The 22,739-nt window shown below is 59.0% G+C and carries 23 protein-coding genes; 17 read left to right on the forward strand and 6 right to left on the reverse strand.

The genetic code is table 11. The features are described from left to right. Positions 1-78 precede the first annotated feature (78 nt). From ynfE to clcB, 5 genes are all read left to right on the forward strand, one after another. On the forward strand, positions 79-2,517 hold the full coding sequence (gene ynfE, locus RRF55_RS04470) for a selenate/tellurate reductase subunit YnfE (protein ID WP_439419092.1): 2,439 nt from the start codon (positions 79-81) through the stop codon (positions 2,515-2,517). Between the two features lie 10 nt (positions 2,518-2,527). Beyond that, a complete protein-coding gene (locus tag RRF55_RS04475; RefSeq protein ID WP_032414889.1) occupies positions 2,528-3,145 on the forward strand; it encodes a DMSO/selenate family reductase complex B subunit in 618 nt (205 codons plus the stop codon). 1 nt (position 3,146) lies between these two features. After that, positions 3,147-4,004: a dimethyl sulfoxide reductase anchor subunit family protein gene (locus RRF55_RS04480; RefSeq protein WP_439419093.1), complete on the forward strand. Its 858-nt coding sequence runs from the start codon at positions 3,147-3,149 to the stop codon at positions 4,002-4,004. Between the two features lie 41 nt (positions 4,005-4,045). Further along, complete coding sequence (gene dmsD / locus RRF55_RS04485; protein WP_004209765.1) at positions 4,046-4,654, forward strand: Tat proofreading chaperone DmsD; 609 nt, start codon at positions 4,046-4,048, stop codon at positions 4,652-4,654. 133 nt (positions 4,655-4,787) lie between these two features. Beyond that, a complete protein-coding gene (clcB, locus tag RRF55_RS04490; RefSeq protein ID WP_004148305.1) occupies positions 4,788-6,083 on the forward strand; it encodes a voltage-gated ClC-type chloride channel ClcB in 1,296 nt (431 codons plus the stop codon). Here clcB and bioD read toward each other — a convergent pair. The 3 genes from bioD to RRF55_RS04505 all read right to left on the reverse strand — a co-directional run bounded on the left by bioD (position 6,036) and on the right by RRF55_RS04505 (position 9,105). Further along, positions 6,036-6,731, reverse strand: a complete 696-nt coding sequence (gene bioD / locus RRF55_RS04495) for a dethiobiotin synthase (RefSeq protein WP_021313854.1) — start codon at positions 6,729-6,731, stop codon at positions 6,036-6,038. The two genes, clcB and bioD, sit on opposite strands and share 48 nt — an antisense overlap. Positions 6,732-6,858: 127 nt before the next feature. Further along, entirely contained in the window at positions 6,859-8,079 is a 1,221-nt protein-coding gene (mlc, locus tag RRF55_RS04500; protein ID WP_002903701.1) for a sugar metabolism global transcriptional regulator Mlc, read from the reverse strand. Between the two features lie 123 nt (positions 8,080-8,202). After that, positions 8,203-9,105 carry a LysR family transcriptional regulator gene (locus RRF55_RS04505; RefSeq protein ID WP_002903700.1) on the reverse strand — a complete coding sequence of 301 codons (903 nt, stop codon included), beginning with the start codon at positions 9,103-9,105 and terminating at the stop codon, positions 8,203-8,205. Positions 9,106-9,235: 130 nt separating this feature from the next. Between RRF55_RS04505 and RRF55_RS04510 the strand changes: the two genes are divergently transcribed. Next, positions 9,236-10,486 (forward strand): MFS transporter, encoded by a 1,251-nt coding sequence (locus RRF55_RS04510; protein ID WP_023285093.1) that lies wholly within the window; start codon positions 9,236-9,238, stop codon positions 10,484-10,486. Positions 10,487-10,516: 30 nt separating this feature from the next. On the opposite strand, the gene RRF55_RS04515 is transcribed toward RRF55_RS04510, so the two are convergent. Then, on the reverse strand, positions 10,517-10,609 hold the full coding sequence (locus tag RRF55_RS04515) for a KPN_01571 family protein (RefSeq protein ID WP_004206050.1): 93 nt from the start codon (positions 10,607-10,609) through the stop codon (positions 10,517-10,519). A gap of 216 nt (positions 10,610-10,825) precedes the next feature. Here RRF55_RS04515 and RRF55_RS04520 point away from each other — a divergent pair, with 216 nt between their 5' ends. The 4 genes from RRF55_RS04520 (at position 10,826) to RRF55_RS04535 (ending at position 14,778) form a co-directional block, all read left to right on the forward strand. Next, positions 10,826-12,313, forward strand: a complete 1,488-nt coding sequence (locus RRF55_RS04520) for a carboxypeptidase M32 (protein ID WP_439419094.1) — start codon at positions 10,826-10,828, stop codon at positions 12,311-12,313. Between the two features lie 164 nt (positions 12,314-12,477). After that, positions 12,478-12,897, forward strand: a complete 420-nt coding sequence (gene asr / locus RRF55_RS04525) for an acid resistance repetitive basic protein Asr (protein WP_002903693.1) — start codon at positions 12,478-12,480, stop codon at positions 12,895-12,897. Positions 12,898-13,835: 938 nt separating this feature from the next. Continuing rightward, on the forward strand, positions 13,836-14,648 hold the full coding sequence (locus tag RRF55_RS04530) for a trypsin-like serine peptidase (protein WP_002903687.1): 813 nt from the start codon (positions 13,836-13,838) through the stop codon (positions 14,646-14,648). Between the two features lie 13 nt (positions 14,649-14,661). Further along, positions 14,662-14,778, forward strand: a complete 117-nt coding sequence (locus RRF55_RS04535) for a hypothetical protein (RefSeq protein WP_002903685.1) — start codon at positions 14,662-14,664, stop codon at positions 14,776-14,778. A gap of 43 nt (positions 14,779-14,821) precedes the next feature. Here RRF55_RS04535 and kpnF read toward each other — a convergent pair whose 3' ends face one another. After that, entirely contained in the window at positions 14,822-15,151 is a 330-nt protein-coding gene (gene kpnF, locus RRF55_RS04540) for a multidrug efflux SMR transporter subunit KpnF (protein ID WP_002903683.1), read from the reverse strand. Further along, complete coding sequence (kpnE, locus tag RRF55_RS04545; RefSeq protein ID WP_002903681.1) at positions 15,138-15,500, reverse strand: multidrug efflux SMR transporter subunit KpnE; 363 nt, start codon at positions 15,498-15,500, stop codon at positions 15,138-15,140. Before kpnE ends, kpnF begins: the two co-directional genes overlap by 14 nt. 442 nt (positions 15,501-15,942) lie before the next feature. Between kpnE and RRF55_RS04550 the strand changes: the two genes are divergently transcribed. The 7 genes from RRF55_RS04550 to RRF55_RS04580 all read left to right on the forward strand — a co-directional run bounded on the left by RRF55_RS04550 (position 15,943) and on the right by RRF55_RS04580 (position 22,738). Then, entirely contained in the window at positions 15,943-16,977 is a 1,035-nt protein-coding gene (locus RRF55_RS04550) for an AI-2E family transporter (protein WP_002903679.1), read from the forward strand. Positions 16,978-17,201: 224 nt separating this feature from the next. Then, on the forward strand, positions 17,202-18,857 hold the full coding sequence (mdcA, locus tag RRF55_RS04555) for a malonate decarboxylase subunit alpha (protein ID WP_004176297.1): 1,656 nt from the start codon (positions 17,202-17,204) through the stop codon (positions 18,855-18,857). Beyond that, complete coding sequence (locus tag RRF55_RS04560; RefSeq protein ID WP_004143107.1) at positions 18,857-19,699, forward strand: triphosphoribosyl-dephospho-CoA synthase; 843 nt, start codon at positions 18,857-18,859, stop codon at positions 19,697-19,699. Before mdcA ends, RRF55_RS04560 begins: the two co-directional genes overlap by 1 nt. 17 nt (positions 19,700-19,716) lie before the next feature. Next, complete coding sequence (mdcC, locus tag RRF55_RS04565; RefSeq protein ID WP_004143106.1) at positions 19,717-20,016, forward strand: malonate decarboxylase acyl carrier protein; 300 nt, start codon at positions 19,717-19,719, stop codon at positions 20,014-20,016. Further along, on the forward strand, positions 20,009-20,842 hold the full coding sequence (locus RRF55_RS04570; protein ID WP_004143105.1) for a biotin-independent malonate decarboxylase subunit beta: 834 nt from the start codon (positions 20,009-20,011) through the stop codon (positions 20,840-20,842). Before mdcC ends, RRF55_RS04570 begins: the two co-directional genes overlap by 8 nt. Then, positions 20,842-21,642 (forward strand): biotin-independent malonate decarboxylase subunit gamma, encoded by an 801-nt coding sequence (gene mdcE, locus RRF55_RS04575; protein ID WP_004224637.1) that lies wholly within the window; start codon positions 20,842-20,844, stop codon positions 21,640-21,642. Before RRF55_RS04570 ends, mdcE begins: the two co-directional genes overlap by 1 nt. Before the next feature lie 136 nt (positions 21,643-21,778). Further along, positions 21,779-22,738, forward strand: coding sequence for an AEC family transporter (locus RRF55_RS04580; protein WP_439419095.1), 960 nt, complete (start codon positions 21,779-21,781; stop codon positions 22,736-22,738). Position 22,739 lies beyond the last annotated feature (1 nt).

A 22,739-nucleotide genomic window follows, 5' to 3' on the forward strand; every position in this document is an offset into this window, starting at 1 on the left:
CGTATTATCGCTCACCCCTGCGTCTGTTAATGGCACAGCGGCCCTTCTCCGTACAACATAACGATCATGGAGTGAGCAATGTCGAATCAGGAATCTCCCGGCGGCGTCAGCCGACGCGCGCTACTCAAATCTACAGCCCTCGGCTCCCTGGCGCTGGCCGCCGGCGGGCTGACCCTGCCCTTTACGCTGCGCCGCGCCGCGGCGGCGGCGGTACAACAGGCTACAGGCGACACAACCCGCATTGTCTGGGGCGCCTGCTCGGTTAACTGCGGCAGCCGCTGCGCCCTGCGGCTGCACGTGCGTGATGATGAAGTGGTTTACGTCGAAACGGATAACACCGGCGACGACCGCTACGGCGACCATCAGGTCCGCGCCTGCCTGCGCGGGCGTTCGATTCGCCGGCGCATCAATCATCCGGATCGCCTTAACTATCCCATGAAGCGCGTCGGCAAGCGCGGAGAAGGCAAATTTGTCCGCATCAGCTGGCAGGAGGCGCTGGATACCCTCGCCGACCGCCTGAAGAGCGTGGTAGCGCAGTATGGCAACGAAGCCGTATACATTAACTACTCTTCAGGGATCGTCGGCGGCAACATCACCCGTTCGTCGCCTTCCGCGTCGCCGGTAGCGCGTTTAATGAACTGCTACGGCGGCTCGCTTAACCAGTACGGTACCTACAGTACTGCGCAGATTGCCTGCGCCATGCCCTACACCTACGGCAGTAACGACGGCAACAGCACCTCGGATATTGAAAACAGCAAGCTGGTAGTGATGTTCGGCAACAATCCGGCGGAGACCCGGATGAGCGGCGGCGGCATTACCTGGTATCTGGAGCAGGCCCGCGAGCGCTCTAACGCGCGAATGATCGTCATCGATCCGCGCTACACCGATACCGCCGCCGGTCGGGAAGATGAGTGGATCCCCATTCGCCCCGGCACCGACGCCGCGCTGGTGGCCGGTATCGCCTGGGTGTTGATTAACGAAGATCTGGTGGACCAGCCTTTCCTTGATAAATACTGCGTTGGCTACGACGAGAAAACGCTCCCGGCCGGGGCGCCGGCGAACGGTCACTACAAAGCCTATATCCTCGGCGAGGGCGACGACGGGATCGCTAAAACGCCGCAGTGGGCCTCGCGTATTACCGGTATCCCCACCGATCGCATCATTAAGCTGGCGCGCGAAATCGGCATGAGCAAGCCGGCCTACATTTGCCAGGGCTGGGGGCCCCAGCGCCAGGCAAACGGCGAACTCACCGCCCGGGCGATCGCCATGCTGCCGATCTTAACCGGCAACGTCGGCATCAACGGCGGCAATAGCGGCGCCCGCGAATCAACCTACACCATCACCATTGAGCGCCTGCCGGTGCTGGAAAACCCGGTGAAGACCGCCATCTCCTGCTTTACCTGGACCGACGCCATCGCGCGCGGTCCAGAGATGACCGCCAGCCGCGATGGCGTACGCGGAAAAGAGAAGCTGGATGTGCCGATCAAGTTCCTGTGGAACTACGCGGGCAACACCATCATCAACCAGCACTCCGACATCAATAAGACCCACGAAATTCTGCAGGATGAAAGCAAGTGCGAAACCATTGTGGTTATCGACAACTTTATGACCTCGTCGGCGAAATACGCCGACCTGCTGCTGCCCGACCTGATGACCGTTGAGCAGGAGGATATCATTCCTAACGATTACGCCGGCAATATGGGCTATCTGATTTTTATTCAGCCCGCCACCTCAGCGAAGTTCGAACGCAAACCGATTTACTGGATCCTAAGCGAAGTGGCGAAACGGCTCGGCGACGACGTGCATCAACGTTTTACCGAGGGACGTACCCAGGAACAGTGGCTGCAGTATCTGTACGCCAAAATGGTGGCGAAAGATCCGGCGCTGCCGGCCTACGAGGATCTGAAGCGAATGGGCATCTACAAGCGCAAAGACCCGAACGGCCACTTCGTCGCCTATCGCGACTTCCGGCACGATCCTGAAGCGCATCCGCTCAAAACCCCGTCCGGCAAAATTGAAATCTACTCCAGCCGACTCGCAGAGATTGCCGCCCGCTGGCAGCAGGAGAAAGACGAAGTTATCAGCCCGCTGCCGGTCTACGCCTCCACATTTGAAGGCTGGGACGATCCGCTGCGCAGCCAGTATCCGCTGCAGCTGTTTGGTTTCCACTATAAAGCGCGCACCCATTCCAGCTACGGCAACGTTGATGTATTACAAACGGCCTGTCGCCAGGAAGTATGGATCAATCCGCTTGACGCGGAAAAACGCGGGATTAAAAACGGCGATATGGTGCGCGTTTTTAATCAGCGCGGCGAAGTCCGTCTTCCGGCGAAAGTGACGCCACGCATCATGCCGGGGGTCTCGGCGATGGGCCAGGGCGCCTGGCACGACGCCAATATGACCGGAGATCGGATCGACCATGGCGCCTGCATGAATACCCTGACCACCCACCGCCCGTCGCCGCTGGCGAAGGGGAATCCACAGCATACCAACCTGGTCGATATCGAGAAGGTTTAAGGAGTAAACCATGAGCACGCAATATGGATTCTTTATCGACTCCGCTCGCTGTACCGGATGCAAAACCTGCGAGCTGGCCTGTAAGGACTACAAGAACCTGACTCCGGAGGTCAGCTTCCGCCGGATCTATGAGTATGCCGGCGGCGACTGGCAGGAGGACAACGGCGTCTGGCAGCAGAACGTGTTTGCCTATTACCTCTCCATCGCCTGTAACCACTGCGAAGATCCGGCCTGCACCAAGGTCTGTCCGAGCGGCGCGATGCATAAGCGCGAAGACGGTTTTGTGGTGGTCAACGAAGAGGTATGCATTGGCTGCCGCTACTGCCATATGGCCTGCCCGTACGGCGCCCCGCAGTATAACGCCGACAAAGGCCATATGACCAAGTGCGATGGCTGTCACGAGCGCGTCGCCGAGGGGAAAAAGCCGATCTGCGTCGAGTCCTGCCCGCTGCGGGCGTTGGATTTCGGGCCGATTGCCGAACTGCGCGCTAAGCACGGCCAGCTGGCCGCGGTAGCGCCGCTGTCGTCGGCGCACTTTACCCGGCCGAGTATCGTTATCAAACCTAACGCCAATGCCCGGCCGTGTGGCGATACCACCGGTTACCTGGCGAACCCGAAGGAGGTGTGAGATGGGAAACGGATGGCATGAATGGCCGCTGGTGCTGTTTACGGTGCTGGGTCAGTGCGTGGTCGGCGCGACCATCGTCAGCGGTCTTGGCTGGCTGGCGCTGGGGGACCAACGGGAAGCCCGGCGGCGGCTGGTGCGCAATATGTTTTTTATCTGGCTGTTGATGGGCATTGGTTTTCTTGCTTCGGTGATGCATCTCGGTTCACCGCTGCGCGCGTTTAACTCGCTGAACCGCATCGGCGCCTCGGCGCTGAGCAACGAAATCGCCAGCGGCGCTCTGTTCTTCGCCGTGGGCGGATTCTGGTGGCTGCTGGCGGTGCTGGAAAAAATGCCGGCGACGCTGGGCAAAGTCTGGCTGGCGATCGCCATGCTGTTAGGGCTGCTGTTTGTCCTCGCAATGACCCGGGTTTACCAAATCAATACCGTGCCAACATGGTACAATGGCTACACCACCAGCGCGTTCTTTCTGACGGTGCTCCTCAGCGGGCCGCTGTTTGACGCCCTGCTGCTGCGGCTGGCGAAAGTCGACTTTAACGGCTGGTTTTTTGCCGGACTGAGCGTGGCCGCGCTGGTCATCAGCGCCGCAGTTATCATTATGCAAAGCGCCGGGCTCAGTACCCTTCACAGCTCGGTTCAGCAGGCGGCCACCCTGCTGCCAGATTACGGCAAACTCCAGGCGCTACGCCTGGTACTGCTGGCGCTGGGCCTCGGCTGCTGGCTATGTCCGCTGATCCGCCGCCAGCCGCCGCGCGCTACGGGGCTGCTGATCGGCCTGCTGCTGGTCTTGATCGCCGAATGTATTGGCCGCGGCCTGTTTTATGGTCTGCATATGACCGTCGGTATGGCGGTTGCCGGTTAATGAGACGGCGCGCAGGCGCGCGCCGCAGAAAGGAATAAGTGATGATGCCGATCCCAAATCGCGACGCCGTCGCGTTAAGCGCCCGCACCCTGGGCGCGCTGTTCTCTTATGCGCCGAATAGCGCGGAAATTGCGCCGCTGGTCGCCGCCTTCCAGGACGGGAGCTGGCAGCAGCAGTGGCCCTTCCCGGTCGCAGCCCCGCTGGCGTCAGGGTTTGCCGCATCGGCTGAAGAAACGTTGCCGGAAGCCTGGCAGCGCCTGTTTATCGGGCCATGGGCCCTGCCGGCGCCGCCCTGGGGCTCTGTCTGGCTGGATAAAGAGTCTGTGCTGTTTGGCGATTCCACGCTGGCTCTGCGCCAGTGGATGCGCGAGAACGGTATCGCGCTGGAGGCCGATGGCAACGAACCGGAAGATCATTTCGGCACCGTGCTACTCCTGGCGGCATGGTTGTGCGAAACGGAGCAGGATGCGTTGTTCGCTCAGCTGCTGGCCTGGCACCTGCTGCCGTGGTCCGGGCGTTTCCTGAGCGTCTTTGTCGACCATGCCGCCCACCCCTTCTATCAGGCGCTGGGTCAGCTGGCGCAGGCGACTCTGGCGCAGTGGCAGGAGAATCTGCCGATCGCCGTGGCGCAAAAACCGCTCTATCGTTAACCCTTCGCCGCGCCGATATCCGGCGCGGTTTTATTTTGCCGCTTCCCAGCCTTTCACCCGCACTTATCGCTTTTGCATCTAAGGTTATTCCCTATCACAATAAGCCAATGTTTTCTGAACCTCGCCGTGACTAATGCATCGTCTTCATCCCTATCCTGATGTGCAGGTGATGTTTCGCCGCCTGCTGATCGCCACCCTGATTGGCCTTCTCGCCGCCCTGGCGGTGGCGCTGTTTCGCCACGCTATGGTGGTTCTGGAAACGCTGTTGCTCAGTAATGACAGCGGGAGCCTGGTCAACGCCGCACAGTCGCTGCCGGCGTGGCGTCGGCTGGTTACCCCCGCGCTGGGCGGCCTGACGGCGGGAACCTTACTCTGGCTCTGGCAACGACGCAGCGTCGCGCGTCCGCATGCCGCCACCGATTATATGGAAGCCCTGGAGACCGGCGACGGCTGTTTCGATACGCCGGCAAGCCTGGTGAAATCGCTGGCGTCATTGCTGGTCGTGGTGACCGGCAGCGCGATTGGCCGGGAAGGCGCCATGATCCTGCTGGCCGCGCTGGCGGCCTCGCTGTTTGCCCGTCGCTTCACGCCGCAGAGTGAATGGAAGCTATGGGTCGCCTGCGGCGCGGCTGCCGGGATGGCCAGCGCCTATCATGCCCCGCTGGCCGGCAGCCTGTTTATTGCTGAAATTCTCTTTGGCACGCTGATGCTGGCCTCGCTTGGGCCGGTGGTGATCTCGGCGGTGATCGCCCTGCTGTTGACGCAGTTTCTTAATGGCGGCGCCGCGCCGCTGTATCACGTCGTGTTACAGCAAAACCTCAGCGCCCTGCACTATGGCTTAATGCTGGCGACTGGCCTGCTGGCCGGGCTGTGCGGGCCGCTGTTTATCTGGCTGATGGACTACAGCCACCGCGGATTCGTTAAACTGAAGCTGGCGCCGCCGTGGCAGCTGGCGCTGGGCGGGCTGATTGTCGGCGGCTTATCGCTCATCACCCCGGCAGTATGGGGCAACGGCTACAGCGTAGTGCAAAGCTATTTGCTGCTGCCGCCGTCCGGTGCGCTGCTGGTGGGCGTATTTATCTGCAAACTGCTGGCGGTGCTGGCCAGCAGCGGCTCCGGCGCGCCTGGCGGGGTCTTCACCCCGACGCTGTTTGTCGGCCTGGCGATGGGCATGCTGTTTGCCTGCTTCAGCAGGCTGTGGCTACCGGGAAGTGAAGAAATGGCCATCATGATGGGTCTGACCGGCATGGCGGCGTTTCTGGCCGCCACGACCCATGCGCCGATCATGTCAACCCTGATGATTTGCGAGATGACCGGGCAGTATACGCTGCTGCCCGGTCTGCTGATAACCTGCGTCGTGTCGTCTGTGCTGTCGCGGACGTTACGCCGGGATTCGATCTATCGCCATCACGTTGCCGAGCATGTCTAAGTCGACGTAGCGGCTCAGCTCACGCTGTTCGGCGCGCGGTAGATAAGGCAGCTCGCCGATCAGCGGCGCCGGCAGCTTTTTGCTGAGGACATTGATGATTTCGGCGTAGTGCGCCAGACCGGGGTTGATCCGATTGGCCACCCAGCCAATCAGCGGTAAACCGTCATTGGCGATCGCCTGGGCTGTCAGTAGCGCATGGTTGATGCACCCCTCCTGGATCCCCACCACCATCAGCACTGGGAGCTGCTCCTGAACCACCCACTCGGAGAGCGGCCGCAGGTCGTTCATCAGGCTGCGCCAGCCGCCGGTGCCTTCAACCACCACGTGTTCGACCTGCGCGGCCAGACGCTGCAAACCATCGGACAGCAGACCGTAGTTGATCGGGCAGCTATGCGCCACGCTGCTCTCGTCTTCGCTTAAGGCGATGGGGTTGACAGCCTCATAAGGTAACGCCAGCGTGGAGACGCTCTGCAACACCAGCGCATCTTTGTTACGTAAACCGTCCGGCGTCTCTTTGCTGCCCTTCGCCACAGGCTTATACCCGGCCACGCTTTTGCCTCTGGCAGCAAGTGCCTGCAACAGCGCACGGGAAACCACTGTCTTCCCGACAGAGGTGTCTGTACCTGTAATAAAGAAACGCTTAAACATCACTAACCCCACAGTTTTGTCGATGAAATATACGGGAGAGAAATAATTAACGGTGGGCAAAGTCTACGTGAAGCCGTCTGAGGTCAGCTTGAGATAGCGCAATTTTTGGTGTGACTATGAAAAAATGTTAACCCTGTAACAGTCGTATGAGTAAGGATCCGTTATAGAGCGCATCTTTAACCAGCGCCGCGCCAGCCATCGTTCCGCGGTTGGAGAATTGAGTACTTTCAACGGTAATATGCCGGCTATAGGCTGGGAGAGATTGTTGCCGAATACAGCTGGAAATTGCCGGAAAAAGAATTTCTGCCGCCAGATTGAACGGCGAGCCAATCAGAATTTTCTGCGGATTAAACAGATTGACCATGATCGCCAGAATTCGCCCAACGTGATTACCCACGCCGCTGATGATGTCCCGAGCTAACAAATCGCCCTGCAGCGCCGCCTGACAAAGCCACTCCACGCTCAGCGGACGCTGGTGCAGCAGCGAGCTCATCGACTGCGCCATGCGCATCTGCGCCAGCTCCAGCACGCTTTCTACGCTGGCAATCGTCTCCAGGCAACCATGGTTGCCGCAGTAACAGCGTTTGCCGTAGGGATCGACCTGGGTATGGCCAATCTCCACCAGGCTGCTGCTGCCGGCGTGCAGCAGGCGCCCATCGGTGATCACCCCGGCGCCGACGTTATGATCGATGACCACCTGAATGACGTCCCGGGCGCCGCGCGAGGCGCCAAACAAAGATTCCGCCATGGTCCAGGCGCTGATGTCATGCTGAATATAGACTGGCACCCCGGTATGATTGGCCAGCGCTTCGCCGAGCGGGACATCTTTAACATCCTCATAAAACGGCATGCGATGAATAATGCCATTTTCGGTATCGATAATACCGGGCATCGTCATGGCGATGGAGGTAAGGCGTTCCAGCTTCTTTTGATGGCGAATAAAGAAGCGATCAATATGGTCGATAACGCGCGTCAGAAACGGCGTGCTGTCGGTGAGCGCCAGCTCCAGCTGATCCTCCACCACCAGCTGACTGCTTAAATCACGCAGCGAAAGATGGATCTCACCGCGGCTGATGCGCACCGCCAGATAGTGCCATGCCTCGGTCTCCACCATCAGCCCCACCGCCGGGCGGCCGCGGCTGCCGGGCTCCTGGATCTCGGTCTCCTGAACCAGATGCGCTTCCAGCATTTCGCGGACGATTTTGGTGATGCTGGCCGGCGCCAGTTGCGCAAATCGGGAAAGGTCGATACGCGATACCGGGCCGAGCTGATCAATCAGGCGATACACGGCGCCCGCATTGGTCTGCTTTATTTGATCGATATGGCCTGGTTGACTATCCGCTACCACCATTGACTCCCTTATTTTCGCGCTTCGAAATAAACTTTCGGCTATGGTGAAGCACTTCGACGGTGAACGTCAAATTTTTACTTAGCCTTGTGATTTACCGCACATTTCCAGCCCCTTTTCGCCTCAATTATGCTCGCTTTTCCAGGAGAGCAGCGCCTCACGAAAGCGTTTTGCCAGTGCCCCTTGCTCATGGTGTTTAGACCACACCAGCCACATCTCCGATACCGCATCCTGTTCGTCGATCGGCAGCCAGCGCATTTCACTGAGCTGGACGCGCTGAAAGGAGGCCGGGAGGATCGATACCCCCAGGCCGGCGGCCACCAGACCAATAATCGTCATTGCCTCCCCCACCTCCTGGGCAATCTTCGGCGTGTGGCCGTAGCGGCGCAGCAAGCCGAGGATGTCGTCATACAGGCCAGTGCCGACGTGCGGGTCGAAAAAGACGAAGGGCTCGCGCGCCAGCGCCGCCAGGCTGACCGAGGGCTGGCGGGCCAGCGGGTGATTCGCCGGGACCATCGCCAACAGCGGCTCGCGCAGAACCCGCTCCCACGCCAGGGTGTCCGGCAGTTGAGTATTGCGCAGCAGCCCCAAATCCAGAGCCCCCTCGCTCAGGGGCACTATCTGTTCGCGGGTGTTAGTCTCGCGGGTGAGAATATGCACATCCGGAAGGCGTTGGCGAAACATCGATAGCGTATCGGAGACGGCCTTAATAAAAGGGGCCGAGGAGGTAAAGCCGATGCGCAGCTCACCCGTTTCGCCATGGTGTAGACGGGCGGCGCGAGCAGCCGCCTCATCCACCTGGGCGAGGATTTGTCGGCTATCGGCGAGAAACTGCTTTCCGGCCGCCGTCAGGCTGACGCTGCGGTTGGTACGGGCAAACAGGCGAGCGCCGGTCTGCTGCTCAAGGATCTGAATCTGCTGGCTTAGCGGTGGTTGAGAGATGTTCAGTCGCGCCGCGGCGCGGCCAAAATGTAGCTCCTCGGCGACGGCGACAAAGTAGCGCAAATGACGCAACTCGATATTCATATTTAAAACGTCTTATTTGAGATTATTAATATATTAGACAGAATATTTACATTTTCATACCCTAAAAATGTGAGCTGAATGGTCACAACACTCTGTTGGTAAGCAGCAACTTCTACGCAAGGAATTCTCTGTGAGTCGTACAACAACCGTTGACACCGTGCCGGCGGGCGAGGTCAGCGTCGCTGGTGCATCCCGCCCGGATCCGTTTATTAAGCGTGGCACCCCGCAGTTTATGCGCGTCACTCTCGCGCTGTTCTCCGCCGGTCTGGCCACCTTTGCCCTGCTCTACTGTGTGCAGCCGATCCTGCCGGTGCTGTCGAACGAGTTTGGCGTGTCGCCGGCCAGCAGCAGTATTTCGCTTTCAATTTCCACGGCGATGTTGGCGGTGGGCCTGCTGTTTACCGGCCCGCTGTCGGACGCTATAGGCCGCAAGCCGGTGATGGTCACCGCCCTGCTGCTGGCCGCCAGCTGTTCACTGTTGTCGACCATGATGACCAGCTGGCACGGCATCCTGATTATGCGCGCTCTCATCGGCCTGTCGCTGAGCGGCGTAGCGGCGGTCGGCATGACCTATCTGAGCGAGGAGATCCACCCCAGTTTCGTCGCCTTTTCGATGGGGTTATATATCAGCGGCAACTCCATCGGCGGCATGAGCGGCCGCTTGCTGACCGGGGTCTTTACCGATTTCTTCGGCTGGCGCGTGGCGCTGGCGGCGATCAGCGGCTTTGCGCTGGCCGCGGCGATTATGTTCTGGCGTATCCTGCCCGAGTCGCGCCATTTCCGCCCGACCTCGCTGCGACCGAAAACGCTGCTGATTAACTTCCGTCTGCACTGGCGCGACCGTGGCCTGCCGCTGCTGTTCATCGAAGGTTTTCTGCTGATGGGCGCTTTTGTCACCCTGTTTAACTATATTGGCTACCGGCTGATGATGTCGCCGTGGTCGTTAAGCCAGGCGGTGGTAGGCCTGCTGTCGGTAGCTTATCTCACCGGGACCTGGAGTTCACCGAAGGCAGGGGCCATGACCGTACGCTTTGGCCGCGGGCCGGTGATGCTTGGCTTTACAGCGGTGATGCTCTGCGGCCTGCTGCTGACGCTCTTTTCTTCCCTGTGGCTTATTTTCATCGGCATGCTGCTGTTTTCCGCTGGCTTCTTCGCCGCGCATTCCGTCGCCAGCAGCTGGATTGGCCCACGCGCCCGCCGCGCCCGCGGTCAGGCATCATCGCTGTATTTGTTCAGCTATTATTTGGGTTCAAGTCTTGCCGGGACGTTAGGCGGGGTATTCTGGCATCACTACGGCTGGAACGGCGTCGGTGGGTTTATCGCGCTGCTGCTCCTTGCCGCGCTGTTGACCGGCACCTGCTTACATCAGCGACTGAAATAGTCGCGTGTGACGTGGCCTGCGGGCCACGTTTCACCACATGCCCATTATGGAAGACAAGCCCATCAGCTCTCTGACGGCATCAACGGACAGCAGTGCAATAAACAGCCAGGTGAACGGATTCATAAACCACCCCCGAACCTCCAGACCTGTGTAATCGATCACAGTTTAGTACCGTTATGTTACCGTTTTCTGTCACACCGATCACAGAGGTGAGCTTATTCTCCCGCCATGTGTCTTTCCCTTCCCCTGTGCGCAACGCTCGACCCGCCGGGCGTATCAGGATAGTGTAGAGGCAAAGCGATAATCTCTTTATTCACCTGTCACGGACCGAACGCCACTATGACTGAAAATACGCCTTATCAGCAGCTTACCCGTACCTTTCAGCGCCTGTCGCGCTTTTCGCATCTCGCCGCCATCGCCGGCTGGGATATGTTCGCGATGATGCCCCCGGGCGGGAGCGTCGCCCGCAGCGAAGCGCTGGCCGAGCTCGGCGTGCTGCAGCATCAGATCCTGACCGATAAAAAAGTGGGACAATGGTTACAGGAGGCCCGCCAGCAGGATCTTAGTGATGTTGAACAGGCCAACCTGCGGGAAATGCAGCGTCAGTACGATCAGGCGGCGCTGCTGCCGGAGAGCCTGGTGGAAGCAAAATCGCTGGCCGGCAGCCGCTGCGAGCATGCCTGGCGCAGCCAGCGTCCCGCCAATGACTGGACGGGCTTTGCCGACAACCTACGCGAGGTGGTCAGACTGAGCCGTCAGGAAGCGCAGATCCGCGCCGATGCCAGGGGCGGCTCACGCTACGACGCGCTGCTGGATATTTTCGAACCGGATATGACCAGCGCGCGGCTGGACAGCCTGTTCGCCGATCTCAAATCGTGGCTACCTTCCCTGCTTAGCCAGGCGGTGGAGAAGCAGGCGAAGCAGACGCTAATCGCCCCGCAGGGGCCTTTCCCCATTGCTGAACAACGGGAGCTGGGCCTGCAGGCGATGCGCATTCTTGGCTTTGACTTCGACGGCGGGCGCCTCGACATCAGCGCCCACCCGTTCTGCGGCGGCGTACCCCAGGATGTGCGCATCACCACCCGCTACAACGAAAACGACCTGCTCAGCGCTCTGTTCGGCGTGATCCACGAAACCGGCCACGCCCGCTACGAGCAGAATCTACCTCGCCCGTGGGTCGACCAGCCCGTAGGACTCGCCCGCTCCACCGCTATCCACGAGTCGCAGAGCCTGTTCTTTGAAATGCAGCTGGGACGCAGCGAGCGGTTTCTTAACCGCCTGTTACCGGCGGTGCGCGAGCGGTTTGGCGATCGGCCGGCCTTTAGCCAGGACAATTTTGTCGCCTGGAATCAGCAGGTGAAACCCGGCTTTATTCGCGTCGATGCCGATGAGGTGAGCTACCCGGCGCATGTCATCCTGCGTTATGAAATTGAACGTGCGCTGATCGACGGCGAGATTGAGGTAGATGATATCCCGTCGCTGTGGGACGAGAAAATGCAGCACTGGCTGGGGCTGTCGACCACCGGCAACTATCGGGATGGTTGCATGCAGGATATTCACTGGACCGACGGCGGATTCGGCTATTTCCCTTCCTATACCCTGGGCGCGATGTATGCCGCGCAGTTGATGGCCGCGGCCCGCCGCGCGCTGCCGACATTAGATCGCGATATTGAGGAAGGCGATTTCAGCGCCCTGTTCGACTGGCTGCGGCAGAATATCTGGCAGCATGGCAGCCGCTTCACCACCTCGCAGTTGATTCAGCAGGCCACCGGTGAGGATCTTAATAGCCGCTACTTCCGCGAGCACCTGACCACTCGCTACCTGTAATCATACGCGCCGGGCTACCCGGCGCGTCCTGTCGTTCCCGCCTTGTACATTCGGTTACACGCCGATACCAAACACTCACGGAAAGCTCGAAAAGACAAGCATATAGTGATTTCACCGGCCCCGCAGTGGGGTTGAAATTAAGAAAACTTTTCGAGGATATCAGAATGAAAAAAGTATTAGCTCTGGTCGTTGCCGCTGCTATGGGTCTCTCTTCCGCCGCTTTCGCTGCTGACGCAGTAAGCACCACTCAGGCACCGGCTGCCACCCACAGCACGGCTGCCAAGACCACCCATCACAAAAAACACCACAAAGCCGCGGCAAAACCGGCCGCAGAGCAGAAAGCTCAGGCTGCCAAAAAACACAAAAAAGCAGAAGCTAAACCAGCCGCTGCTCAGAAAGCCCAGGCCGCTAAAAAACACAAAAAAGTAGCAGCTAAACCAGCTGCTCCGCAGAAAGCTCAGGCGGCGAAAAAGCATCACAAAGCTGCGGCTAAACCGGCAGCCCAGAAAGCGCAGGCAGCGAAAAAACACCACAAAACCACTAAACACCAGGCCGCTAAACCGACTGCACAGCCGGCAGCATAATTCCTCCCGGTGAACCAACCTTCTTAATAATCGGCGCTGTTTCAGCGCCGTTTTTTCTGGAGAGCACTATGCTGCGGCGCTATCGTTTTGAGCTCATCCTGATCCTGCTAATTATATGCGCAGTGGTTGCAACCCGTTTTTTCCTCTCTTAATTATTTATCCCGCGTTCGCATTTTGCTGCTTCTACCAGCTTTTCATTAAAATGAATACCGTGCGGCTATCGCTGACCCGCTCCCCGCTTCCCATTATCCTGTGACTCTCTGCGGCGCAAAAAAATGTCCGGCGCCAGAAGACGCCAGACATGTTAGTCGTAATATGTCGCACGCCTGGCCCTTGCCGGGTGGCGCGCCCATCACAATGCACGCACGGCTTCCATCACCAGATAGCCGGTCGCGCCCCAGATAGCGACTGAGACCAGGGAAACATAAACCAGTGCGCGAATACCTTTTTTAGACATAAGCCCTCCGAACGCAGGGGAAATAGAGTTCAGGCTATCATCGCCGGTACTACCTCTCTATTTACTCAACGGCAGGGCGACGGTAACAACGTTTTCGGTGAGAAAATGTTTCGCATTGAAAATAATTACGAGAGGCGTAAAGAAGTGCGAATTCCGGTGAAGATCTGGTGGGTAAAAGTATTATTTTTGGGCATTATGCTGACAAACCAGGAATAATCCCACGGATGAATTGCTGCATTATTAACCGAATTCAGTACGTTCTGATACATGAATTTTGTTGCGCAAGACGCCACTTTCTGCGGAAATAGCACAAGCAGAACACTGGTATTAACCGCTTGAAATCAGGAGGTTTTACCAGCGCCAGCCCCCACCGCGCGCTGATGTGGTATACGGTTTGGCCTGTTTAGAATTATTGTTTACTTTCAAAAACTTAAATCTCCTGCTACTGTCAATAGACATCATAGCCTCCCCAGAGAGTGATATGCGTAGAGACGTTCTGTTATTACTGTGTTCATTTTATCTGTTACCTCTGGGCGCACATGCCGATGATAGCGGACTGAGCGCCAAAGATATTAAGACGTTGTTTTTCGGTCACGATGACCGCAAAGCGGTGAACCGCCCCGAGGAGAGTCCGTGGGACGCGATTGGCCAGCTGGAAACCGCCAGCGGCAATCTGTGTACGGCGACGCTCATCTCTCCGCATCTGGCGCTGACCGCGGGCCACTGTCTGTTAACGCCCCCGCGCGGCAAGCCGGACAAAGCGGTCGCCCTGCGCTTTATTTCCCGCAAGGGCAACTGGGTCTATGAGATCCACGGCATTGACGGGCGAGTCGATCCCAGCTTAGGCAGACGTCTGAAAGCCGATGGCGACGGCTGGATTGTCCCTTCCGCTGCGGCGCCGTCCGATTTTGGTCTGATCGTGCTGCGCTATGCTCCGTCTGGCATTACGCCGATCCCGCTCTTTCCGGGCAGCAAGGCCGATCTCACCGCCGCGCTGAAGGCGGCGGACCGTAAAGTTACCCAGTCTGGCTATCCTGAAGATCATCTCGATAATCTTTACAGCCACCAGGATTGCATCGTGACAGGGTGGGCGCAAACCAGCGTACTGTCGCATCAGTGCGACACCCTGCCTGGCGACAGCGGCTCGCCGCTGCTGCTGAAAACGGAGGACGGCTGGCAGGTGATCGCCGTGCAGAGTTCGGCCCCCGGCCCGCAGGATCGCTGGCGGGCGGACAATCGCGCCATTGCGGTGACTGGCTTTCGCGATAAGCTGGAGGCGCTTGCCGGTGAGTAATGGACCGAGGCCGGTGAAGAATATCATTATTGACATCGTCCTGGCGGAAATGATTTTCCGCCAGCCGAAAGCAGTGAACCTGCGCAGCCCTCAGCGTCACCTGACACAATTACAGCGGGGCCAGGCGTGAAGGAAGTTTCCATTTGCCGCCTGGCTTTGCAGGCGGCGAGACGTCAGGCGAGTTTAATTAACACCATGCCGGCTACCAGCAGGATAACCCCCGCCCAGCCTTTGTTATTCAGACGCTGACCAAACAGCACCCAGCCGGCGGCGATGGTCGCCGCGATACCGAAGCCGCCCCACAGCGCATAGGCGACCGAGAGATCGATCCCTTTAACCGCCTGCGACAGGGCGCTGAACGCGCCCAATACTGCCGCCAGGGACAGGATGCCGTAGATCTTGCGGCGGAAGCCGTCGGAAAACTTCAAAAAGACGTTGGCAATAATTTCCAGCACAATGGCGATTGCCAGCCAGGCGGCGTGGATCCACTCAAACTGCTGCATGGGCCACCTCCTGCTTGGAAGACGCTTTTTTCTGGGTGCCGGACTTAATTAAGACGATCCCTATCACCAGGGTGGTCAAGCCGGCTATTTTCAGCAGGGACAGACTCTCATCAAACAGCAGCACGCTGAACAGGGTAATCAGTAAAATACCGATCCCTTCCCACAACGCATAGGCCACACCGAGGGCAATCTTTTTAACCGCAAAGGCAAGAAAAATATATGACAGGGCAATCATGGCCAGCATTAAAATAAAGCCGGTGTGCCCGCCGCTCACGCTTGCCCATTTCATAGACAAGGTGCCGGTAATTTCAGCAATAATTGCTAAAGCTAATAAAATCCAATAAAACATGATCCCTTCTCCTGCTTGAGAATATAATCCATTACCGTTTACGCGAGACGTAAACAGGAAAATTTCTGACGTAGATATCGCTGTGCGCTTGGCGCCAGCTCAGGCAGAAAGAAGGTGACTATAGCGCCGAATGCCAGTGCTGTTCGCCGGCAAAACGGGAAAAAGTGAGGGATACTGCGGGGTGATTTAAAATATACATCCTGAACTGATTGTCCATAAAATTACAATTATCCGCGGTGTTGCTTCTCGTCCGGTGCGGATGAAAATTGTCCTCAGTAGTTAAACACAGGTAGATTTGTAGCATAGTGCTACATTTAATTCAAAGACTTTGCAATTCTTTACGCCGCGGTTTTTGTTCAATGCGTTTGTTCTGCAAAAAAGCGTCATTATGCTAATGTAACGCAACCTGTTAATAGGCAAGGAAGTTTGAGGTCGGGATCCTATGGCTAAACCCATTATTACACTTAACGGATTAAAGATGGTCATCATGTTGGGCATGCTGGTGATCATCCTTACCGGCATTCGCTTTGCGGCGGACATAATCGTCCCGTTTATCCTGGCGCTTTTTCTGGCGGTGATCATCAATCCTCTGGTCCAGCTCCTGGTCCGCTGCCGGGTGCCGCGCGTGCTGGCGATCTCGCTACTGATTGGCCTGATTGTTATGTTAGCCATTGTGCTGCTGGCCTCGCTGGGGACCTCGCTCAACGAGCTGGCGCGCACCCTGCCGCAGTATCGCAACTATCTCTATGAGCCGATGCAAACCATCGCGCCCTGGCTGCAGCGTATGGGATTCACCGTTTCGGTGGTCGAGCTCAATAAGTACATCGACCCTAACGCCGTAATGACCCTGGTCACCAGCCTGCTCACTCAGCTGTCGAATGCCATGTCCTCCATTTTTCTGCTGCTGCTGACGGTGGTGTTTATGCTGCTGGAGGTGCCGCAGCTTCCCGCTAAGCTGCAGCAGTTAATGTCCAGACCGGTAGAAGGCATGGGCGCCATCCAGCGGGCCATCGACAGCGTATCGCATTATCTGGTGCTGAAAACTGCGATAAGCCTGATCACCGGCCTGGTGGTCTGGGGCATGCTGGTGCTGCTGGATGTGCGCTTCGCCTTTATGTGGGGGCTACTGGCCTTCGCGCTGAACTATATTCCCAATATCGGTTCCGTGCTGGCGGCCATTCCGCCGATCCTGCAGGTGCTGGTATTCGGTGGTCTGTACGAGGCGCTGGTAGTGCTGGCCGGCTACCTGATCGTCAACCTGGTATTCGGCAATATTCTCGAACCTCGTATCATGGGGCGCGGGCTGGGCCTCTCGACGCTGGTGGTATTCCTGTCCTTAATCTTCTGGGGATGGTTGCTGGGTCCGGTTGGCATGCTGCTCTCGGTGCCGTTGACAATTATCGTCAAAATTGCCCTCGAGCAGACCAGCGGCGGGCAGAGTATCGCTTTCTTATTAAGCGATGTCAGTAAACAGTAGTCCTTCCGCAGGCCGGCGCTTCGCCGGCCTGCTCCCTGCCCTACACTCTCTCCGTAGACCACTACGCCTTATGTATTATTGATCCGCATCACAAACGTTGCGGCGGAATCGTTACTCTGATGCTAACGATCGGCCACCGCGCTTAATTGATGCTCATAGCCTCGCGTCGCACACTAATCTCCACCAGGACAAACAAAACGATTTGTCGAATCAGGAGGTTATTAATGAATGCCGAACAAACGACGGGGCGGGTCTGGAACCGTCGCCGAACGGAAAAACAGCGGCGGCTGGCCGAGGCGAACATGCCAGGTAAGGTCATCCCGACTGACCAGTTGGTCAGCGTACTGGAAAACCTGCTCGCCCCCGGCGACCGGGTTGTGCTGGAAGGCAACAACCAGAAACAGGCCGATTTCCTCTCGCGCATGCTGGCGGAAGTTAATCCGCAAAAAATCCACGACCTGCATATGATTATGCCCAGCGTCGGGCGCAGCGAGCATCTGGACCTGTTTGAAAAAGGTATTGCCCGCAAGCTGGATTTCTCTTTCTCCGGCACCCAGAGCCTGCGCATTTCGCAACTACTGGAAGATGGCCTGCTCGAAATCGGCGCCATCCACACCTATATCGAACTCTACTCGCGCCTGTACGTCGATCTGTCGCCAAACGTCGCGCTGATTGCCGGCTATAAAGCTGACCGCAAAGGCAACCTGTATACCGGACCGAGTACCGAAGATACCCCGGCGCTGGTGGAAGCCGCCGCCTTCCACGACGGCATTGTGATAGCCCAGGTCAACGAACTGGTGGACGACGAATGCGATCTGCCGCGCGTCGATATTCCCGGCTCGTGGATCGATTACGTGGTGGTTGCCGACAAGCCGTTCTTTATCGAACCGCTCTTCACCCGCGATCCGCGCCTGATTAAGCAAGAACACATACTGATGGCGATGATGGCGATCAAGGGCATCTATGCGGAACATCAGGTGCAGTCGCTTAACCACGGTATCGGCTTTAATACCGCCGCCATCGAGTTGCTGTTGCCGACCTATGGCGAGCAGCTCGGCCTGAAAGGCAAAATCTGTAAACACTGGACCCTGAATCCGCATCCAACCTTAATCCCGGCCATCGAGAGCGGCTGGGTGGAGAGCGTGCACTGCTTCGGCGGCGAACTGGGGATGGAAGAGTACATCCGCGCCCGCCCGGATATCTTCTTTACCGGCCCGGATGGCTCGATGCGCTCTAACCGCGCCTTCTGCCAGCTGGCGGGCCAGTACGCGGTAGATATGTTCATTGGTTCAACCCTGCAGGTGGATGGTCTGGCTAACTCCTCGACCGTCACCCGCGGCCGTCTTTCCGGCTTCGGCGGCGCGCCGAACATGGGCCACGACCCGCACGGTCGCCGCCACGCCACCCCGGCATGGCTCAATATGATCACCGAGCCGGACCCGATGCAGCGCGGGAAAAAGCTGGTGGTGCAGATGGTCGAAACCTTCCAGGCCGGCGTGAAACCAACCTTCGTTGAGACGCTGGATGCAGTTGAGGTGGCGAAAACCTCCGGCATGCCGCTGGCGCCGGTGATGATTTATGGTGATGACGTCACCCACGTCCTGACCGAAGAGGGTATCGCCTACCTGTACCGTGCGGAGAGCCTTGAAGAGCGCCGGGCGATGGTCGCCGCGGTGGCCGGGATCACCGATATCGGCCTTGGTGTGGACGCCAAACGCGTCGCCGCGCTGCGTCAGAGCGGCAAAGTGGTCTACCCGGAAGATCTCGGGATTCGCCGCAGCGATGCCACCCGCTCCCTGCTGGCCGCTGGCAGCGTCGCCGACCTGGTGGAGTGGTCCGACGGACTGTACAACCCACCGGCAAAATTCCGGAGCTGGTAATGAAAAATCTCTCCCCCCTGCACGCAGAAAGCCGCGTCAGCTGGCTGGCGCATACCGCCAGCGCCTGTCTGATTGACGAAGCCCGTCTGAGCCCGAAACCGGGTCTGGTGGATAGCCGCGGCAACGGCGCGCATCAGGACCTGAATCTGGCGCTGATGGAGCGCTCCGCCCGCAGCCTGCAGCCGACCTTTCACGCGCTGGCCGAGCAAAGCTGGCGTCGCCCGGCGGACATCGCCCTGCGCGAAACCGTCGGCCGCCTTGGCCGCGAAGGCGAAGCGCAGATGATGCTGGCGACGGGGGGGGTTAACACCCACCGCGGCGCTATCTGGGCGCTAGGCCTGCTGGTCAGCGCGGTGGCGATGTTGGGTGGAGAGGGTCAGTCACAGGCGATCGCCGACGCCGCCGCCGCCCTCGCCCGCCTGCCCGACGGCTTCGCGCCGAAAAGCTTTAGTAAAGGGCTTCGCGCCAGCCGCCGCTGGCAGGTGCCAGGCGCCCGCGAGGAAGCGCAGTGTGGTTTCCCGCATATCACCCGCCTGGCGCTGCCGCAACTGCAGCACAGCCGGGCGCGAGGCGCCAGTGAGCCGCAGGCGCAGCTTGATGCGCTGATGGCCATCATGACCTCGCTGAGCGATACCTGCGTGCTGTCGCGCGCCGGTATGGCCGGGCTGCAGGCCATGCAGCAAGGCGCTTGTGAGGTGCTGGCGGCTGGCGGTTGCGCCAGTTTCGCCGGGCGCGCCGCCCTGGCCCGCCTGGACGCAATCATGCTGGCGCTAAACGCCTCGCCGGGAGGCGCCGCCGATCTCCTTGCCGCCACCCTGTTTCTCGACAGAGTTGCCGGCTAACGCATTCAGAGGATGTTATGGAACAGATTACATTGTCATTTCCTGCCAGCCGCGCCCTGAGCGGCCGAGCGCTGGCAGGAGTCGTGGGTTCAGGCGATATGGAAGTACTTTATACCGCCGCACAGAGCGCCACGCTCAACGTACAGATCACCACCTCAGTGGATAACAGCCAGGCGCGCTGGCAGGCGCTGTTCGACAGGTTGAACCTGATCAACGGCCTGCCCGCCGGGCAGTTGATTATCCACGACTTCGGCGCCACGCCGGGCGTCGCCCGTATTCGTATTGAACAGGTTTTTGAGGAGGCCGCTCATGCGTAACGATCGCAGCTTTATCGAACTGCGCGCTCGCGAACGCGCCCACGCCCTGCTGGACGACGGCAGCTACCGCGAACTGCTGGATCCGTTTGACGGTATTATGTCGCCGTGGCTCGGCGCCCAGGGCATCGTCCCGCAATCCGATGACGGTATGGTGGTCGCCAAAGGCACGATCAACGGCCAGCCTGCGGTGGTGATTGCCATCGAGGGCACCTTCCAGGGAGGCAGTATGGGCGAAGTGTCCGGCGCCAAAATGGCCGCCGCGCTGGAGCTGGCGGCGGAAGATAACCGCAACGGTATCCCGACGCAGGCGGTGCTGTGCCTCGAAACCGGCGGCGTACGTCTGCAGGAGGCCAACCTCGGTCTGGCCGCCATCGCTGATATTCACGCGGCGATTGTCGATCTGCGCCGCTACACGCCGGTAGTCGGCATCATCGCCGGCACCGTCGGCTGCTTTGGCGGTATGTCTATCGCCGCCGCGCTGTGCAGCTATCTCATTGTCACTCGTGAAGCCCGTCTCGGCCTCAACGGCCCGCAGGTTATCGAGCAGGAAGCCGGCATTGAAGAGTACGACTCCCGCAACCGGCCGTTTATCTGGAGCATGACCGGCGGCGAAATTCGCGCCGCCAGCGGACTGGTCGACGCGCTGGTTAACGATGGCGTTAACGCCGTTAAAACCGCAATGAATGAGGCGATCGCCAAAGGCGTACCGGTACAGCACCGCAGCGACAACTATGACGATTATCTGCGTCGCTTGAGCCAGTTCGACACCCGCCAGCAGGCGGATACCGCGCAGATTAAACAGCTTTTTGCCCGGGAGGATAAATAATGAGTCAGTTCCCAAACCGCGCCGCGCTGTGGCTGAACAAACTGGCGCCCGACGCGCCGCTGATGAGCGGCCTGTGCCCTTCCGTCCAGGTGGCAGACGGCCAGATTAATGGCGAAAACGTGCGTTTTATCGCCGTGGTCCCGGATGCTAACAACCACTACCCGCGCGCCGCCGGCGGCGAAGTTGGCCTGCTGGAAGGCTGGACGCTGGCGAAAGTGGTTAATGAAACCATTGCCGCCGACGCCGACCAGCCAGTCAAACGGCCGATCGTCGCCGTGATCGATGTGCCAAGCCAGGCCTATGGCCGCCGCGAAGAAGCTTTCGGCATTCACCAGGCGCTGGCCGGGGCGGCTGGCGCTTATGCCAAAGCCCGTTTGGCCGGCCACCCGGTAATTGGCCTGATCGTCGGCAAAGCGATGTCCGGGGCGTTTCTGGCCCACGGCTACCAGGCCAACCGCCTGATCGCCTTTAACGATAGCGGCGTGCTGGTCCACGCGATGGGTAAAGCGTCGGCGGCGCGCATTACGCTGCGTACCGTAGAGGCGCTGGAGAAACTGGCGGCTACCATTCCGCCAATGGCCTACGACGTCAGCAACTATGCGACGCTCGGCCTGCTCTCCGCCCTGCTGGATATTAATAATCCGGATGCCCCTGACGACCACGATCTGTCGTTGGTCAGCAACACGCTGCGCGACGCCATCGCTGATGCGCGCACCGATGCCTCACTGAAGTGCCGCCTGGGCGCGGAAAACCGCCGCAGCTCGCAGCTGGTCCGCGATCGCATGCGCGCCAGCTGGTAAGACGTTCGTACGTAAGTAGTAGAAGAAAACCTGCCGGAAGCCGTCCCCCGGAGCGCGTAATAACCGCGCCGGGTAGGGACGGCTTTTAGAAAAAATAACAATCGCGCCAGTACTCTATCTTATTTACAGGTGATTTATGACTTATGTGATTATTCATGCTCTTGCCCCGATTTTCGTTATCATGCTGCTGGGCTTCTGGGCCGGTAAGGCCGGGATGGTAGATAACAAAAACGTCTCGCTGCTTAATATTTTTGTAATGGATTTTGCCTTACCCGCCACGCTGTTTAGCGCGACGGTACAAACGCCGTGGGCCGGTATCGTCGCCCAGTCGCCGTTGGTGCTGGTGTTGACCGGCGCGATGTGGATCACCTATGCCGCGATCTACTTCCTCGCCACCAGCGTGTTCAAACGCACGCCGCAGGATGCCGCGGTGCTGACCTTCACCGTCGCCCTGCCAAACTATGCCGCGTTAGGTCTGCCGATCCTCGGCAGCGTGCTGGGTGAAGGCGCGTCAACCTCACTGTCGGTAGCGGTCTCTATCGCCTGCGGCTCGGTGCTGATGACCCCGTTCTGCCTGCTGATTCTGGAACGTGAAAAAGCCCGCGCCGCGGGAGAAAACAGCGGTTCTACGCTGGCGATGCTGCCGGTGCTGATGTGGCGTTCGGTGAAAAAACCGATCGTCTGGGGCCCGCTGCTTGGGGTGGTGCTTTCCGCGATCGGCATTAAAATGCCGGACCTGCTGCTGGCGTCGATCAAACCGCTGGGCCTGGCCGCCACCGCCGCCGCGCTGTTCCTCACCGGGGTGATCCTGTCGGCGCGTAAACTGCAGCTCAATGCGCTGATCGCTACATCAACCATCGTGAAACTGCTGGTGCAGCCGTTTATTGCCTGGGGTCTGGTGATGTTACTTGGGCTGCACGGTTCCATTGCCATTACCGCGATCCTGATGATTGCCCTGGCCGCCGGCTTCTTTGGCGTGGTCTTCGGCAACCGCTTCGGCGTCCAGTCTCCGGATGCTGAAGCCGTGCTGCTGTTGAGCTCGGTTCTGTGTATCCTGTCGCTACCGCTGTTTATCTCTTTGACTTCAGGACTGTAAA

Source organism: Klebsiella sp. K47 (assembly GCF_051858335.1).
In the GTDB taxonomy this organism is placed as follows: Bacteria; Pseudomonadota; Gammaproteobacteria; order Enterobacterales; family Enterobacteriaceae; genus Klebsiella; species Klebsiella pneumoniae.

Coding starts and splice junctions, on each gene's coding strand:
- ynfE (WP_439419092.1), top strand. CDS start 79: ATGTCGAATCAGGAATCTCCCGGCGGCGTCAGCCGACGCGCGCTACTC.
- RRF55_RS04475 (WP_032414889.1), top strand. CDS start 2,528: ATGAGCACGCAATATGGATTCTTTATCGACTCCGCTCGCTGTACCGGA.
- RRF55_RS04480 (WP_439419093.1), top strand. CDS start 3,147: ATGGGAAACGGATGGCATGAATGGCCGCTGGTGCTGTTTACGGTGCTG.
- dmsD (WP_004209765.1), top strand. CDS start 4,046: ATGATGCCGATCCCAAATCGCGACGCCGTCGCGTTAAGCGCCCGCACC.
- clcB (WP_004148305.1), top strand. CDS start 4,788: ATGCATCGTCTTCATCCCTATCCTGATGTGCAGGTGATGTTTCGCCGC.
- bioD (WP_021313854.1), bottom strand. CDS start 6,731: ATGTTTAAGCGTTTCTTTATTACAGGTACAGACACCTCTGTCGGGAAG.
- RRF55_RS04505 (WP_002903700.1), bottom strand. CDS start 9,105: ATGAATATCGAGTTGCGTCATTTGCGCTACTTTGTCGCCGTCGCCGAG.
- RRF55_RS04515 (WP_004206050.1), bottom strand. CDS start 10,609: ATGAATCCGTTCACCTGGCTGTTTATTGCACTGCTGTCCGTTGATGCC.
- RRF55_RS04520 (WP_439419094.1), top strand. CDS start 10,826: ATGACTGAAAATACGCCTTATCAGCAGCTTACCCGTACCTTTCAGCGC.
- asr (WP_002903693.1), top strand. CDS start 12,478: ATGAAAAAAGTATTAGCTCTGGTCGTTGCCGCTGCTATGGGTCTCTCT.
- RRF55_RS04530 (WP_002903687.1), top strand. CDS start 13,836: ATGCGTAGAGACGTTCTGTTATTACTGTGTTCATTTTATCTGTTACCT.
- kpnF (WP_002903683.1), bottom strand. CDS start 15,151: ATGCAGCAGTTTGAGTGGATCCACGCCGCCTGGCTGGCAATCGCCATT.
- kpnE (WP_002903681.1), bottom strand. CDS start 15,500: ATGTTTTATTGGATTTTATTAGCTTTAGCAATTATTGCTGAAATTACC.
- RRF55_RS04550 (WP_002903679.1), top strand. CDS start 15,943: ATGGCTAAACCCATTATTACACTTAACGGATTAAAGATGGTCATCATG.
- mdcA (WP_004176297.1), top strand. CDS start 17,202: ATGAATGCCGAACAAACGACGGGGCGGGTCTGGAACCGTCGCCGAACG.
- RRF55_RS04560 (WP_004143107.1), top strand. CDS start 18,857: ATGAAAAATCTCTCCCCCCTGCACGCAGAAAGCCGCGTCAGCTGGCTG.
- mdcC (WP_004143106.1), top strand. CDS start 19,717: ATGGAACAGATTACATTGTCATTTCCTGCCAGCCGCGCCCTGAGCGGC.
- RRF55_RS04570 (WP_004143105.1), top strand. CDS start 20,009: ATGCGTAACGATCGCAGCTTTATCGAACTGCGCGCTCGCGAACGCGCC.
- mdcE (WP_004224637.1), top strand. CDS start 20,842: ATGAGTCAGTTCCCAAACCGCGCCGCGCTGTGGCTGAACAAACTGGCG.
- RRF55_RS04580 (WP_439419095.1), top strand. CDS start 21,779: ATGACTTATGTGATTATTCATGCTCTTGCCCCGATTTTCGTTATCATG.